This is a genomic window from Desulfovirgula thermocuniculi DSM 16036 (assembly GCF_000429345.1).
GTDB classification, from domain to species: Bacteria; Bacillota; Desulfotomaculia; order Desulfotomaculales; family Desulfovirgulaceae; genus Desulfovirgula; species Desulfovirgula thermocuniculi.
In genome coordinates, this window is record NZ_AUBR01000022.1 from 35485 (window position 1) to 50801 (window position 15317).

A 15317-nucleotide genomic window follows, 5' to 3' on the forward strand; every position below is an offset into this window, starting at 1 on the left:
GCAAAAGAACAGGCACAGCCCCACGCCCCGCTGCCCTGCACCGGCGGCAGCAGGTGGTTTTAGCATGTGCCCGCCAATTTCCCGTAAAGAACTTTTTTGCGGCGCCCGGGTTACACGCAGCCGGTGGGCTTGGGCAGGCCGGCAACTTTACAGGCACCCTTGGCCGGCCCGGAGGGGAACAGCTCGTAGATCTTCTTCAAGCTGAACCCGGTTTCCTTGCAGAGCTTGCGGATCATGGGCGCGATCTGGAACTGGAGGTAGTAGTTGCGCAGGTAGTTGACCACCTTCCAGTGCTCTTCGGTCAGCTCTTCAATACCTTCCTGCTTGGCCAGGGCTTTGGCCACTTCCTCATTCCAAAGCTCCGGGTTTTGGATGAACCCGTCCTCGTCCTGCTCGATCTCCACACCGTTGACGATGATGGAAGGCATACCCTAAAGACACCTCCGTAAAACTTGATGGTATAGCTTGACTAAGGGAAGCAAACGTTTTAAGGCAGCCCCGCCGGCTGCTTTTTTCTTTATGGGAGAACGCCGTGGCTTTGCGGCCAAACCATCCCCCATAAAAGGATACCACCTAGTGGCCGGGCAAGTCAATGTGTTGGCACAAACTCTACCTCCACACCAGGGCCATGCCCACCAGGTCGATGAGGCCCTTGACCTCCACGCCCAGCTCGTGTTCCTCCACCATGGGGTAAAGCTGGGCCTTGCAGATGGAGCAGGGGGCGCACAGGATGCCGTTACCGTCCTTGCCCACGCCGGTGGCCCGCACCTGCTCCGCCTTCTTGGCGGAGAACTTGATGCGCAGCTGGTACATTTCCGGGTCGTCAAAGAGGATGGCCGAGCCGCCGCCGCAGCAGAAGTTGTCCTCCCGGTTGGGGTACATCTCGCGGAAGTCGGCCACGCAGGCGCGGATCACCTTGCGCAGGGTCTCGGCCAGGTTGCAGGCGCGCACGTAGTTGCACGGGTCGTGCAGGGTCACCGGGCGCCCGATCTTGTACGGGTCGAGCTTCAACTGGTTAGTCTCAATGTAATAGGCCACCTCGTTGTGGATATGGGTGATTTCCCAGCGCAGGGGCAGGTCGGCCATGCCCTTTAAATACATCTTCCAGGCACGCCAGCCGTGCCCGCACTCGCCCCACACTATCTTCTTCACGCCCAGCTGTTGGGCGGTGTGCAGGAGCCGGGTGAAGAGGTGGCGCATGGTGTGCTGCTGGTCAAAGAGGAGGCCGAAGTTGCCCGCCTCGGTCATGTGGCTGGAAATGGTCCAGTTGGCCCCGATGTAGGTAAAGAACATGCCCGCGCCCATCAAGGTGTAGGGGTTGAGCAGAAAGTCCGCCGAGGAGGGCACGTAAAGGATGTCGGCGCCCTCCTTGTCCACGGGGAAGGTTACCTCTACGCCAAACTCGTCCCTGATTTCCTCCGAGAGGAATTCCAGGGTGTCCACAATGGCCGCCTTGGTGAGGCCGGTGTGGTTGCCGGTCCGCTCCATAGATGCTCCCACGCTGGCATGGAGCTTGGGCACGATGCCCAGCCAGTGCAGGATCTGGCGGCCGATCATGGTCACCTCGCAGGTGTCGATGCCAAAGGGGCAGACGTGGCCGCAGCGCCGGCACTCGTTGCACTGGTAAAAATAGGAGTACCACTGCATGATGGTGTCCAAATCCAGGTCCTGTGCCCCCACCAGCTTGCCGAACCAGCGCCCCTCCGGAGTAAAGTAGCGCCGGTAAATCTTGCGCATGAGCTCGGCGCGCATGGTGGGTATGTTGTTGGGGTCCCGCGTGCCCAGGTAGGTGTGGCAGTTCTCCGCGCAGGCGCCGCACTTCACGCAGGACTCCATGGCCAGCACGAAGGAGCGGAATTTCTTGCGTATTTCATCCAGGTACTGGATGGCCTTGTCCACCTTTTGCTCGTCGGGCACCGGCTCGATGTGGATCTTGCGCATCTCCTCGTCGGTGGCCCTTGCCGGTATTTTCAAGCCCTTGTACTCTGGCAACGGTTATCCCCCCTTTAAGCCGCATCGCCGGCGCCGGCCTGGGGAAGCCCTATACCCTTAGCCCGCGCAGCCGCCACGTCCACGTTGGGCAGCCCCGGCGCCGGCTCGCGCTGCACCCGGTTGACAATCCAGCGCATGCCGAACATACCGAAGAGGTGCATGAGCTTGCTGAAGGGAAAGATCATGATCAGCACCTGCACCAGCAGGATGTGCAGGATGAAGAAGGGGTTGTCGGGTATGGCTGCCGGCTGGAAGGTGGCCAGGGTGTAGAACCACTCCCGCACCGGTTCGTACTCGATGCCGTAGGCAGGGAAGAAGCGCATGAAATCGCCCACCGAGACGATGGCAATGAGCAGGAGGATCATGAGGTAATCGCTGGGGTTGGAAACCTGCCTGACCCTGTCAATGGCCGCCCGCCGGTAGAGCAGGTAGAGCAGGCCCGCCAGGAAGATGGTACCCATGACCGTGCCCAGCAACTCGGATAAGTGCTTGCTCAGCTCCTCCGAAGCTCCCAGGTAAACGAACTGCTTGCCCAGGAAGTAAATCCCCACCACATGGCCCCCCAGCACGCCGAAAAGGGCCATGTGCATGGGCCAGGCGCCCACCCAGAGGGGCAGGTCGAATTTAAAGAGGTTCCGGAAAAGGATGATTTCCCGCAGGTAGATGCCCAGGACCTCTCCCTTGGTCTGGGGGAAGGGCGAAAGGGTAATATCGTGCACGATCCGCGCCGCCGCCCAGCGCCACAGCCGCCAGAGCACGCCCAAGACAAAAACGGTTACCGTGATGTAGGGCAGGATCTGGCCGATGAAGTATGCCATTGGGCTTCAACACCTCCCTTGCGATTCTCTATTGCCCGCGCCGCCCCCCGTGTCTGCCGCTTATCCCTCCCTTCACAAGCATCCACGTTTCATATTCGGCAAAGTTATGATGATTCCTGCTGGTCGCAAAACTTACTTCGCGCGCAGGCGCGCCAGCGCTTCTTCGGCCATCCGGCCCACCGTGGAGGTGGAAAGCCGCCCGTCCCGGTAAAAAGGGACCTCCGCGGGATCGCCCTGCAGGCGGGAAAGCTCTTCTTCCGCCCCCCTGGCCCCCACCAGCCCCAGGAAAAGGGCCGCATAGCCGCGCACCGCCGGCTCGGGGTCGGCAAGCAGGGGCAGCACGCGGGCCGCATACTTGCGCAGGAGCGCCGGGCGGGCCTCCGCCACCAGCGAAAGGGCCCGCATGGCCCTGGCCCGCAGCGAGGGGACGCTCAGGAGGCCGAGCAGGGGCGGCAGGTAGCCCGCAAAGCGCTCCGGGGAGCGGGCAATGATTTCACCCAGGGCGTCCACCACCCCCGGGCTAAAGCTGCCGGCGTCTTCCAGGGCGTAAAGGAAGGATTTTAAAAGCTCGGCCACCCTCCCCGGGTCCCCTGCGGCCACGCGCGCCACCGCCCGGCCCGTGAGCTCCGCCGCCCGCAGGCGCACCTCTTCTTCCCCGGCGGCCAGAAGGCGCTTTAAGTGCCAGAGGGCCTTTCTATCCCGGGCCACGGCCCCAACCACTTCCTCCACCCGGTACTCCCTCACCCAGGCCTCCAGCTCTTTTTTGGATATGCCCGCACCGGACCCGGACCGTGGCGCCGGGAGAGCGGCGACAGGGGCGGCCTTGCTCAGGGCCTTTTCCACCCCGGGGCGGGTGACCTCCTGGACGTCCTCCTTCAGCCTGACAAAGTAAAGGGCTCCCCTCACCCGCCGGCCCTGGTAATATCCCCCGGGGACAAGGAGGTGGCTTTCCCCGTCGTAGCCTTCCACGACTTTTTCCTGGTAGTCCTCCCCGGGAAGGAGGCCCCAGGCCAGGTCCCAGTCCATCCCGCAGGCAAAGACCAGGGCCTCTACGAAGGCAGAGCCCAGGTTCTTGCCGCTGGCATCATAGGCGTAAACCGCCCCGCAGGGGCAGCTGCCCACAGGCATCTCCAGCGGCCGGCGCAAGGCCGGCTCCCGGGGGGGTGCCAAAGCCTGCCCGCAAAAGGGGCAAGATGGTTGCTGCACGTGCTCTTTCGGCGTCGGGCCCTGCATGCGCCGACACCCCTACTTTTCCGGCAGTCCCGGCAGCTCAAAGGTGGCGCAGGAGGAGCCGGGGCTGCAGGAGCGCGTGGTCAGCCTGGGGCCTTCGGTCCCGGCGGCGCCGCCCTTTACAAGGCTGTGCACGCGGCTGATTACCCGCTCAAAGGAAGAGGAGCGGCACTGCGGGCAGGAAACCTCCTCGTCCTGCTGCGCGGGGGAAAGGAAAAGCTTTTCAAAGAGGTGGCCGCACTCCAGGCAGCGGAACTCGTAAATGGGCACCTTCTCTCCCTCCCTACTCGCCTTTCTTACGGTGGGCCTCCATTTCCTTTAAAAAGTCCGGGTGCACGGGGAAGCCCAGCTCCAGGGCCCGCGCGAGGTGCGCTTGAGCCTTCTCCATGTCGCCCTGGAGGTAGTAGTAAAAGGCCAGGTTGTTGTGCGCCAGCGGGAAGTCCGGCGCAATCTCCAAGGTTTTCTGCCCTATCTCAATGGCCCTGGCCAGGTCGCCCTTTTGCAGGTAGGCATTGGCCAGGTTGCACCAGGCCTGCACGATGCGCGGGTTTAGCTCCAGGGCCTTTTCCAGGGCCGCTACCGCCTCATCGGGCTTTTCCATCTGGAGGTAGACGAAGCCCAAGTTGGCGTAGCCCCGGGCGTAGCGGGGCTCTATCTCCACCGCCTTCTTGTTGCACTCCGCGGCCTTGGCGAGGTTCCCTTCCTTAAAGTAAATGTAGCCGAGGTTAACGTAGGCCTCAAACATGCGGTCCCCCTCGGCTATGGCCTCCTCAAAGAGGGCCCTGGCCTCGGAGAGCTTCCCCTCCTGCAGCATCTGCACCCCCAGGTTGTACTTGGCGCTGGCGCAAGGGGCATTGCCGCTCATTTCCAAGGAAATCACCTGCCGCAACAAAAATTAAGGCGGCTATTCCCGGTGAATAGCCAGCCGTGCGCAAAGACGCAAGCGCGAAAGGAGAAATTTCCGTCACGAAAGGGGCGCCCGCGGCGCCGGAGCTATCCCTGCTGGCGCTCCTCCTCGGTGACGCCGCGGCCCTTCAACCCGTACATGGTGGTGCTGCCGGTGGAGAAGTAAATGAGGGTGCCCTCGTTAATGAGCTCGGTAGCCGCCTTCTTGATGTCCCTGGACTTGGCACCGGGCACCTTTTCCTGCACGGCTTTCTCCATGTCCTTAAAGTAAAACTTGGACTTCCGGCTGCTCTCGGCAAACTCGATTATGGCCTTTTTAATCTCGTCCATCATCGGCAAAACTCCCCTTTTTTAGCATTATAGGAACTGCAGGCAGGCGCAAAACGATCCTTGCGCCTGCCCGCCGTCTGCCTTACTCGATGCCGCCGGCTGCCCGGGAGACTTCCCAGGCCGCTTCGGTGAACTTGAACTGCGTGCTGGTACGGTAGGTATCGTAGGCCAGCCGGTAGTCGTCGATGAGGTGCTCCGTGAAGGGTATGCCGGTTTTCTCGAAGAAGCGCTCCCAGCCGATGCGCTCGATCCAATCGCCCAGCCGCTCGTGCTTCCTGGCATCCTGCGCGTAAACCTCGACGATCTTCTTGACCGTCTGCACGACTTCCGGATAGCGCGGGAAGTTGTTGGGCAGGTAGGCCACCACTACCTTGGAGAACTTGGGCTCGCTCACGCGGTTGGAGAGCTTGCCGCCCACCAGGATGGCCACGCCGTCGCCCGTCTTGTCGGCAATGGGCAGGGCCGGGCACATGGTGTAGCAGTTGCCGCAGAACATGCAGCGCTCGACCTTAATCTTCAGGGTGCGCTTGCCCTCCGGAGTCTTGTCCGGCGAGATGGCGCCCAGCGGGCAGGAGGCAATGACCAGCGGCAGCTCGCAGACCTGGTCGATGACCTCGTGGTCAATGATGGGCGGCTTGCGGTGGATGCCCAAAAGCGCGATGTCGGAGCAGTGCACGGCGCCGCACATGTTTAGGCAGCAGGCCACGGCCACGCGCACCTTGGCCGGCAGGACCATGCTCTTGAAGTAGTCGAAGAGCTCGTCCATGACCGCCTTCACCAGGGAGGAGGCGTCGGTGGCCGGGGTGTGGCAGTGGATGTAGCCCTGGGTGTGTACTACGTTGGAGATGCAGGCGCCCGTGCCGCCCACGGGGAACTTGTAGCTGCCGGAGTAAAACTTCCTGGACTCCAGCTCCTGCTTTAAGGCCTGCACCTTCTCCAGGCTGTCCACCATGAACTCGATGTTGTTGCGGGTGGTAAAGCGCACATAGCCGTCGCAGTATTTATCGGCTATATCGCAGATTTCGCGCACGTACTCCACGCTCATGAGGCGCGGGGAACCGCAGCGCACGGTGTACACCTTTTCGCCGGTTTCGGAAACGTGCACCAGGACGCCGGGCTCCAGGACCTCATGGTAGAGCCACTTGCCGTAGTTGCGCTGGATGATGGGCGGGAAGAACTCCCAGAAGTGCCGCGGACCGATATCGGTAATCCTGTCCTTGGTCGGACTTTGCGGATCGTACTTCCCGTATTTGCCGGTGGAAAGAGCCATGGAACAAAACCCCCTTTTTTACCTCTTGTGCTTGGCCCGGTACTCGTTGATGTCCCTGGTGAACCCGCCGGGCACGTCCTCTTCCTTCCAGAAGATGTACGGGTTGGTGCGCGGCATCTTCACCATTTGCGGCGCCGGCGGCAGGCCGAGGACTTCCAGGAACTTGGGCAGGCCCACGCGCTGGATGAGCTCGCCCACGCGCTCGCGGTTCTTGCCTTCCTCCATCCAGAACTCCCAGACCTTGTCGATCAGTTCCTTCACGTTGTCGTAAGGCGGCTCGACTTTCATGAAGGGCACGATGACCTGCGAGAGCTGGGCGCCCTCCAGGATGGGAGCCTTGGCGCCGATGAGGATGGACACGCCGGTGTCCGTACCGGGACGCAGCGCCCGCGGCATGACGGTAATGCAGTGCATGCAGCGCACGCACTCGTTATTATCTATAACCAGTTTGCCGTCCTCCATCCACATGCACTTGGTGGGGCAGAGGTCCAGCACTTCCTTCTTGATGTCAAACTTGCCCCAGTCGCGACCGCGGTGGGCACCGCCGCTGGGCAGGATGTCGCCTTCAATGTATGCCTTTACCGCGTCCTGGTCAATGCGGATGGCGTCGCGCCAGGTGCCGATCACGGAGATGTCGGCGCGGGCAATGGAGGCCACGCAGCCAATGGGGCAGCCGTCAAACTTGATCTTGAACTTGTAGGGGAAGGCCGGGCGGTGCAGCTCGTCCTGGTAGTGCATGGTGATCTCGTAGCACATGTCCTGGGTGTCGTAGCAAGCCCACTCGCAACGGGCCCTGCCGATGCAGCAGGAAGGAGTACGTAAATTGGAACCGGAGCCGCCTAGGTCCTGATCCAGCTCGTGGGTGAGGTCGTAGAAAATGGGCTCCAGCTGGTCGGTGGTGGTACCCAGGAGGATGATGTCGCCGGTGGAGCCGTGCATGTTCATGAGGCCGCTGCCCCGGTACTCCCAGAGGTCGCAGAGGGCCCGCAGGAAGTCGGTCTTGTAGAACTTGCTGGCCGGCTGGTTGACGCGGATGGTATGGAAGTGGGCCACGCCGGGGAACTTCTCGGGGACGTCGGAGTAGCGCCCGATGACGCCGCCGCCGTAACCAAACACGCCCACGATGCCGCCGTGCTTCCAGTGGGTCTCGCCGTCCTCAAAGGAGAGCTGGAGCTGCCCCAGGAGGTCCTCCACCACATAGCGGTCGATCATCATGCGGTCGTCGGCCAGCTTGCGGCGGCGCAGGGCTTCCCGCTTGGCGTCGGCCACAAAGCTGGGCCACGGTCCTTTTTCTAGCTCCTCCACATCGGGAATGGGGTGCTTGATCTTAAACTCTTTCAGCTCTTCCTCGGTGTAGTTGCGCAGCTCCTCGTCGGTGTAAATGCGCAGCTCCTGGTATTTTATTTCTTTTTGGGGCCGCTTGGGACTAAACATCTTTGCGCCTCCTTTTAGCCTCCAGTTTTTACCTTTCCTCCAGGGTCACCGCGCCCGAGGGGCAAACGGTAACGCAGGTTTCGCAGCCCAGGCACTCATCGGGGTTAACCACGTGGCACTTGCCGTCACGCATCTCCAGCACGCCGCCCGGGCAGGAATCCGCGCACTCGCCGCACCCTTCGCATTTCTCGATATCTACGGTCACCACGTACACCTGCAACTACCTCCTTTAAAGCTAAAAAGTGGGTTGGGCGGAGAGCTTGTCCCTTTGCTCACGATCCCCTGCAAGAGACACCTCTCCCTTTTCTTCCGGGTAGTAAATATTCGCTATTTTTTAGCCCATTCCTGCTGTTTGTCAGCTATTTATTTAGGGGAATTTTTGGCGGGCCGCCATCAAGGTCCTCAGCGGTGGTAAGGCTCGCCGGAGGCGATCTTGCAGGCGCGGTACAGTTGCTCTAAAAGGATGATGCGCGCCAGCTGGTGGGGAAAGGTGAGTCTGGAGAGCGAAAGGCAAAAATCGGCTGACCTTATCACCTCCGGGGAGAGGCCGGCGCTGCCGCCAATCACAAAGCACACGCGGCCCGTGCCCCGGCGCAAGAGCTCCTGCCAGAAAGAAGCCAGCTCCTCCGAGGAAAGCATCTTGCCCGCGCGGTCGAGGGCCACCACGTAACTCTCCCGCGGCAGGCGGCGCAGGATGGCCTCCCCCTCCCTGGCCAGGGCCCTTTCCACGGCCTCCCTCTGGTGGGGCGGCGGCAGGGGTTCTTCTTTTAACTCCAGCACCTCTACCCTGGCGTAAGGCCTGAGCCTCTTTATATACTCCGCCTGCGCCGCGCGGAGGTAATCTTCCCCCAGCTTGCCCACGCAAAGAAGGGTGACGTGCACGGCCACCACCGGTTACAGGAGCACGGCGCCGGTATCGGTCTCTTGCCCCGCAGGGGCCCTCCAGACCGCCGCCCCCAGCCCCCGCAGCTTCTCCTCCAGGTTGAAGTAGCCCCGGTCGATGTACACGGCGTTTTCAATGTGCGTCTCCCCTTCGGCCATGAGGCCGGCAATGACCAGGGCCGCGCCGGCCCGGAGGTCCGTGGCCCTTACGGTTGCCCCCTGAAGCTTTTCCACGCCTTCAATTACCGCCACCCTGCCCTCCACCTTGATGTTGGCGCCCATGCGCTTTAGCTCTTCGGCCACGCGGAAGCGGTTTTCAAAGATGTTTTCCACGATGACGCTTGTCCCGGGAACGGTGGAAAGCAGGGCCATCATCTGGGGCTGCATGTCCGTGGGAAAGCCGGGGAAGGGCATGGTCTTGATATCCACCGGCGAAAGCGGCCCGGCAGCCCTCACAAAGATCCGGTCCCCCTCCTCCCAGACCTCCGCCCCCGCCTCTCGCAGCTTGGCGGAGAGGGGCTCTAAGTGCCGGGGGATGACGTTCTCCAGGACCACCTCTCCCCGCGTGGCTACCGCGGCAAGCATAAAAGTCCCCGCCTCAATGCGGTCGGGGATGACGCCGTAGCGCCGGCAGCCGCCCAGGGAGGCCACTCCCTCAATCTTGATGATGTCCGTGCCGGCGCCCCGCACCCTGGCGCCCAGGCAGTTCAAAAAATTGGCCAGGTCCACCACTTCCGGCTCCTTGGCCGCATTTTCAATGACCGTCTGCCCGCGGGCCAGGCAGGCGGCCATCATGATGTTCTCCGTAGCCCCCACGCTGGGAAAATCCAGGTATATGCGCGTGCCCTCCAGCCGGGAGGCCCGGGCCACGATGACTCCCCTTTCCAGGCTCAGCCGGGCGCCCAACCCAGCCAGGCCTTTGAAATGCAGGTCCATGGGCCGCACGCCGATGTTACATCCCCCGGGGAGGGAGATTTCCGCCCACCCAAAGCGCGCCAGCAGCGGGCCCAGGAGCAAATTGGAGGCCCGCAGCTGCTTGACCTGCTGGTAGGGAGGCATTTCCACCGGCGGCCCGCTCAAGTACACATAAAGGTTGCCCGGTGAAACCCAGTAAACTTCCGCCCCCAGGGAGCGCACGAGGTCCACCATTACCCGCACGTCCCTGATGTCGGGCACGTTCTCAAGGACCACTGGTTCTTCGGACATAATGGCCGCACACAAAATGGCCAGGGCGGCATTTTTGGCCCCGCTGATGGTAACCCGGCCGCGCAAAACGTGGCCGCCGGCCACGACCAGTCTATCCATGAAAACCGCTTGCCTCCCGAAAAATAAAGGGCTACGTTTTAATTCTCGGCCCGGGCGCGCAATTCCTGCCGCCAAAACCCGGCCGCACAATATGCGGCGACGTTTTGCGAGAATTCCTCCAAGCTTTCGCCCACGGCATGACGGAGGGCGGTATCAATGTCTTCTCCCCGCCCCAAGGCCGCTAAGATCTTATGCAGGCTCTCTTCCCCGTAGACTTCCACCAGGTATTCCACTGCGGCCAGGGACTGGCGGTAGGCCAGCACCTGATCCTCCAGGAGGTCAAAATTCCGGTCCATTTCCTCCAGGCCGTAGGGAGGCCGGGAAGGCTCCCCTTGTGCGAAACGGAAACCGGTCAGCCGGTAATCGACGTACTGGGCAATACCCTCGTTCAGCCAGCGCGGCACGTTGCCCCGGGACATATAGTCTACCGCCAGGTGGGCCAGCTCATGCGCCACGGGGCCGCTTTCCACAAACCTCTCCCTGACCTCTCCCTCGTCCCGGGAATCGACCCACTCACGGGGCGAGAGCACCCGGATCACCCCGGCCCAGTAGACGCCGACGGCGTTCTCACCGTCCGGCCAGCCAAAAGCGGCGTTTAGCGAAGACCTGGTGGGGTGGATGATGACCGGCACCGGCCCGGGCGGGGTAAAGGAAAAGAACTCGCTCACCGGACCGTAAAAGCGCTCGGCCGTTTCCAGCACCAGGCGGGCGTAAGGCTCATCCGCCGGGCAGTAGCGCACCTCGAAGTGCTCCCCCTTTAAGGAAAGCATTTCCCGGGTGGAGATCAAGGCCTGATAGCGCGCCAGCTCCCTGAAGGCGCCGTAAACGCAGGCGCGCAGGGGGTGCGGCATCCGGGCGGCCAGAAAAAAGGCCAGGGCCGCACCCGCCGTCACGGCCTTCAGCAGGAACCAGATGAAGGCCCGCCGTAGCCTGAAATGGAGCATGATTTTCCTCCCGGAATTAAACTATTAGTTAACTAAAAGAGATGCCCCCAAATTTTTCGAGGGGCGTCATTTCTTCTCGCCGGTTTTTTCGCCGGCCATGGAGCGCCACTCTTCCACCATCTGGCGCGCCCGGGCCACGTCCTCGCCCTGGCCCCCCGAGAGCTGAATGAATTTCTCCATGGCCTCGATGCCGCCCCGGTAGTCGCCCTTACCCAGGGCCAGCACCTGGGCATAGTAGTAGTAAGTTTCCGCGCGCTCCGGGTGGCGCTTTATTTCCTCCGCCAGGCCGGCCGCCGCCTGGTCGGCACGCCCGAGCAAGAACTGCACCAGGGCCAGCTCAATGCGCAGCCCGCCGTCCTCGGGAGAAAGGTCCACGGCCTTTTGGTAGGCCTTTTCGGCCTCCTCCATCTTGCCCGCCTCCCAGTAGGCCCTCGCGAGCCTGGCCGCCAGCGCCGCATCCTGCGGGTTGGCCTGGGCCTGGGACTCCAGTTCGGATAGCACCTGCTCCAAGGTAGGGCCCTCCTGCGGCGCAGGGCGGTAGCTCCTGTCCAGAAACCAGCCGATGGAGGTTCCCAGGAGCCCTAGAGAAAGCAAAAAGGTGAGCACTATGTAGGCAATCCTGCGGCGCCTCTTTCTAAAAGCGCGGGCTGAAAGCACAATCCTCCAGACCCCCTTTTAATCCTGCCGGCCGCTGTAATTATACCATATCCCTTTAGAAGCGCATAAGGGCAAAAAAAGGCGCCGTTGGCGCCTTGCTAGAAAAACCTCATGGGATTTACCGCCTGGCCGCCTACCCAAACTTCAAAGTGCAGGTGCGGCCCCGTGGCCGAACCGGTGCTGCCCACCCGTCCTATCACCTGGCCGCGTTCCACCGGCTGGCCGGGCGAGACTTCAATCCTGGAAAGGTGGGCGTAGCGGGTTACCACACCCTCACCGTGGGAAATTTCCACCTCCAGCCCGTAGCCGCCGTTCCAGCCGGCCCTTACCACCCATCCGCTCTCCGCCGCCCTAACCGGGCTCCCGTAGGGGGCGGTAATGTCTATGCCGGAATGAAGGCGGCCCCAGCGCCACCCAAAGGGGGATGATACCGAACCTGCCGCCGGCCAGGCCAGGCTGCCGTCTCCCGCCCGGGAGGCCAGCAGGCTGCGCGTGCCCACCGCCACCACCCGGCTCCGGGGCTCCTGCAATATGTGCCTGGCCAGCTCCTCCCTGCCCACTTCACGCCCGTTAAGGTACCTGACGCGGTAGGTGATTTCCTCCACCCCCGGCCTGCCGGCCTCCACTATCTTTGTGTACCCGCGCAGCAGACTGCCATCCCTCCGCTGCTCAACACCGAAGGGAATTTCCCTCTTCTCGCTCACCCTGCCCTCGGCCAAAACGGCCAGTTCCCCCCGCCGCACGGCGGAGAGCAAGGCCTCCAGGGCCTGTTCACGGCCCAGCACCAGGGCGGGCGGCACGCGCACCTCTTCAAGGCCTACGCTACCCGCCAGCCAGGCCTTCCCTCCCGCAGGGCGAAAGGCCTCCACCACATCCTCCAGCAGGCTCCGGGCTTCCGCCGCATCCGCCACCACCAGGCGCACTTTCCCGTCAACCACCAGGGCGGTGCCGCGCCCCGTCGTCCCTAGCGCCTCCCCCAGCAGGTTAACCAGTTGTTTTGCCTGAAAGACCTGGGGACCCTCTACGGCAGAGGCCCGGCGCACGGTCACCCGCTGTGCCAGGTCCCGGCCCTCCCCCAGGTAAAACTTCTCCTCCAGGGCCTGCCGGGCAAGGCTCAAGCTGGGGCAGACGGCCACCGCCCTGCCGTCCACTACCACCGCCCACCCGGTAAAAGACGCCCACAGGGGCGGGCCGAAGGCCATCAGCACCACGGTGATGGCCACCAGGTAAAGTACCTGGGCGGGGGTGAGAGGGTCTTCCACCAGGAAGCGACGCCAGGCCGCCCGCCATCTCGCGACGAGGTGCTTTAACCCTGCATGCATTCCAACAGCCCCTTCACCTCACAGGCAACCGGCAACCTGTAGACAAAAACCAGGTTGCAGGTTAAGGCAAAAGAAAATTTTTTTGGATTTTACCACAACGCCGCCTGTCCCTGCAAAACATATAACACCGCCTCAGGCATTATCTGGCACTCCTGAGAGGGCGGCTCTTACGTACAGGGCACATTCAATCCTCTTTTTCACCAGGGCACAGAAAATTTCGGGGGGTTGCATGATGCTTCCCGCATAAGCATGGGCGTTGGCGTGGCACCCCCCGCCGCAGAAAAACCTGGCCCAGCACTGCCGGCAGGGTTCTTTGTTGTAAACGTGGGCCGCCTTAAACTGCTCCACCAGGTCACGACGGGTGATCCCTTCCGCCACGTGGCCCAGGCAAAATTCCGGGCGGCCCACAAACTGGTGGCAGGGGTACAGGTCGCCGCCCGGGGTTACCGCCAGGTACTCAACCCCCGCGCCGCAGCCCCAGAGGCGTCTGACCAGGCACGGGCCCCCCTCCAAGTCAATGTTAAAGTGAAAAAACTCAAAGGGCTCGCCCGCGCGGGATCTCTCTACCAGGAGGCGGGCCAGCTCCTCGTACTCCGCGCACACGGCAGGCACGTCTTCCGGCCTCAGGGCGTAATCCGCAGCCCCGCAGGCCACCACGGGCTCCAGGGAGATTTTCTTAAATCCCAGGTCGGCCAGGTGCAGCACATCGCGGGCAAAGTCCAGGTTGTGCCTGGTGAACGTCCCCCGGATGTAATACTCGCCTTGCGGGCGGGTGGCTACAAAGCGCTTTACGTTCTCTAAGACGTACCGGTAAGATCCCCCGCCGCCGGGAAACACCCTCATGGCGTCGTGGACTTGGGGCCTGCCGTCTATGCTCAGCACCACCGCCATGTCCTGCTCGTTGAGGTAGGCCGCCACGTCCGGGTTTAAAAGGAGGGCGTTGGTGGTCACGGTAAACTTTATGTGCTTACCCAGCGCCTCGGCCTTTTCCCGCCCGTAGGCCACCAGCTCCTTTAGCACGGGAAGGTTCAAGAGCGGCTCGCCGCCAAAAAAGTCCACTTCCACCCGGCGGCGCGGCCCGGAAGCGGTCAGGAGAAAGTCGATGGCTTTTTGCCCCACCTCCAGGGGCATCAGGCCGGCCTCCCCGCCAAAGTTCCCCTGCCCGGCAAAGCAATAACGGCAGGCCAGGTTGCAGTCGTGGGCCACGTTCAGGCAGAGGGCCTTAAGGCCCCGCTCCTGCGGCACCCGGCAGGCGTCCTCCAGGGGGTCCGGGGAAAACAAAAGGCCCTCCCCTTCCAGTTGCTCCAGCTCGGCCAGCGCCTCCTCTACTTGCTCGCGCGGGTAAAAGCGGCTGAACCTGGCCACCAGCTCGCGGCGGTCCGCCGGCGGGTACTCCCCGAGCAGGTCATAGACCAGGCCGTCCACCAGGTGCAGGGCGCCGCTGTTGGCGTCCAGCACCAGGTGGTAGCCGTTAATGGTAAACCTGTGCAGCATTTTCTCCCCTCACAAGAAAAAAACCTCATCCCTTTTACAGGGATCAGGCTTTTTACGCGCGCTTCCTTGCACCCTCTCGCCAGCCTATTTTTTCTCCCGCAAGCAGGCCTGGTTGCCTACGGTGAGGGAAGTCTTGCAGGCCGACTGGCAGGAGGTCTGGCACTCCCCGCAACCCCCTTTGCGCAGCGAACCGGCCAGCGCGGGGCGGCTGATTGTCTTGATGTGCTTGCCCACGGGAAAGATCGCCTCCTCACGCCCTATGTACGGGGACAAAAAAATGGAGCGGGTGACGGGGATCGAACCCGCAGCCCTCAGCTTGGGAAGCTGATGCTCTACCATTGAGCTACACCCGCTCGCAACTTTTTATAAACTTTGCATTTGTTATTATATCACGTCAGGACCAAAAGTCAAGGGTTGCCGCCGCTCAGGTATCCCCACCTTTTATGCCTACATCCCGCTGTAAGCTATCTCGGGCCAGGCATCGAATACCCAGGGGCATCGGCCCCGTCGTCCGCTCAACCAGGAATGAAAAATATAGTACCCCACACGCCAAAGCCCCAGAGTCCGCTTTCGCTCTGTGTTCGCCATCAGCCGCCGGTGCAGTTGCCGTTTTTCGGCCCAATCACCCACTACGGTCAGTAAGTAGTAGGCGTACGCTATTAAAAGAAAAAGCCGGTTATAACGCATCGCCGTCCTCAATACCAGCCCCCGCAGCCGAAAACCAGCCCGCTCG

At 62.3% G+C, this 15317-nt stretch carries 17 protein-coding genes and 1 tRNA gene; all 18 read right to left on the reverse strand.

Features of this window, described 5'->3' with window-relative positions:
- Positions 1-110 precede the first annotated feature (110 nt).
- On the reverse strand, positions 111-428 hold the full coding sequence (locus tag G454_RS0106565) for a TusE/DsrC/DsvC family sulfur relay protein (protein WP_027717980.1): 318 nt from the start codon (positions 426-428) through the stop codon (positions 111-113).
- A gap of 181 nt (positions 429-609) precedes the next feature.
- Complete coding sequence (gene dsrK, locus G454_RS0106570; RefSeq protein WP_027717981.1) at positions 610-1992, reverse strand: sulfate reduction electron transfer complex DsrMKJOP subunit DsrK; 1383 nt, start codon at positions 1990-1992, stop codon at positions 610-612.
- A 14-nt stretch (positions 1993-2006) separates the two neighbouring features.
- Positions 2007-2810: a respiratory nitrate reductase subunit gamma gene (locus G454_RS0106575; protein ID WP_027717982.1), complete on the reverse strand. Its 804-nt coding sequence runs from the start codon at positions 2808-2810 to the stop codon at positions 2007-2009.
- Between the two features lie 132 nt (positions 2811-2942).
- Complete coding sequence (locus tag G454_RS18045) at positions 2943-4043, reverse strand: DVU0298 family protein (RefSeq protein WP_035107188.1); 1101 nt, start codon at positions 4041-4043, stop codon at positions 2943-2945.
- Between the two features lie 12 nt (positions 4044-4055).
- Positions 4056-4310: an FmdB family zinc ribbon protein gene (locus tag G454_RS0106585; RefSeq protein ID WP_027717983.1), complete on the reverse strand. Its 255-nt coding sequence runs from the start codon at positions 4308-4310 to the stop codon at positions 4056-4058.
- A 13-nt stretch (positions 4311-4323) separates the two neighbouring features.
- Positions 4324-4905 carry a tetratricopeptide repeat protein gene (locus tag G454_RS0106590; RefSeq protein ID WP_051276006.1) on the reverse strand — a complete coding sequence of 194 codons (582 nt, stop codon included), beginning with the start codon at positions 4903-4905 and terminating at the stop codon, positions 4324-4326.
- A 128-nt stretch (positions 4906-5033) separates the two neighbouring features.
- Positions 5034-5276 (reverse strand): dissimilatory sulfite reductase D family protein, encoded by a 243-nt coding sequence (locus tag G454_RS0106595; RefSeq protein WP_027717985.1) that lies wholly within the window; start codon positions 5274-5276, stop codon positions 5034-5036.
- A gap of 82 nt (positions 5277-5358) precedes the next feature.
- Positions 5359-6546: a dissimilatory-type sulfite reductase subunit beta gene (gene dsrB, locus G454_RS0106600; protein ID WP_027717986.1), complete on the reverse strand. Its 1188-nt coding sequence runs from the start codon at positions 6544-6546 to the stop codon at positions 5359-5361.
- Between the two features lie 18 nt (positions 6547-6564).
- Positions 6565-7980, reverse strand: a complete 1416-nt coding sequence (gene dsrA, locus G454_RS0106605; protein ID WP_027717987.1) for a dissimilatory-type sulfite reductase subunit alpha — start codon at positions 7978-7980, stop codon at positions 6565-6567.
- A 28-nt stretch (positions 7981-8008) separates the two neighbouring features.
- Complete coding sequence (locus tag G454_RS0106610; protein WP_027717988.1) at positions 8009-8194, reverse strand: ATP-binding protein; 186 nt, start codon at positions 8192-8194, stop codon at positions 8009-8011.
- Between the two features lie 188 nt (positions 8195-8382).
- Positions 8383-8871: a 23S rRNA (pseudouridine(1915)-N(3))-methyltransferase RlmH gene (rlmH, locus tag G454_RS0106615; protein WP_245574342.1), complete on the reverse strand. Its 489-nt coding sequence runs from the start codon at positions 8869-8871 to the stop codon at positions 8383-8385.
- A 3-nt stretch (positions 8872-8874) separates the two neighbouring features.
- Entirely contained in the window at positions 8875-10167 is a 1293-nt protein-coding gene (gene murA / locus G454_RS18050) for a UDP-N-acetylglucosamine 1-carboxyvinyltransferase (protein WP_051275999.1), read from the reverse strand.
- A 38-nt stretch (positions 10168-10205) separates the two neighbouring features.
- Positions 10206-11111, reverse strand: a complete 906-nt coding sequence (locus G454_RS0106625; protein ID WP_035107190.1) for a peptidase MA family metallohydrolase — start codon at positions 11109-11111, stop codon at positions 10206-10208.
- Positions 11112-11177: 66 nt separating this feature from the next.
- A complete protein-coding gene (locus G454_RS0106630) occupies positions 11178-11768 on the reverse strand; it encodes a tetratricopeptide repeat protein (protein WP_027717991.1) in 591 nt (196 codons plus the stop codon).
- A gap of 98 nt (positions 11769-11866) precedes the next feature.
- Positions 11867-13090 (reverse strand): M23 family metallopeptidase, encoded by a 1224-nt coding sequence (locus G454_RS20330; RefSeq protein WP_051276001.1) that lies wholly within the window; start codon positions 13088-13090, stop codon positions 11867-11869.
- A 132-nt stretch (positions 13091-13222) separates the two neighbouring features.
- Complete coding sequence (scfB, locus tag G454_RS0106640; protein WP_027717992.1) at positions 13223-14584, reverse strand: thioether cross-link-forming SCIFF peptide maturase; 1362 nt, start codon at positions 14582-14584, stop codon at positions 13223-13225.
- 84 nt (positions 14585-14668) lie between these two features.
- Positions 14669-14818, reverse strand: a complete 150-nt coding sequence (gene scfA, locus G454_RS20860) for a six-cysteine ranthipeptide SCIFF (protein WP_084413323.1) — start codon at positions 14816-14818, stop codon at positions 14669-14671.
- A 44-nt stretch (positions 14819-14862) separates the two neighbouring features.
- Positions 14863-14937: transfer RNA gene (locus tag G454_RS0106650), tRNA-Gly, on the reverse strand.
- Positions 14938-15317 lie beyond the last annotated feature (380 nt).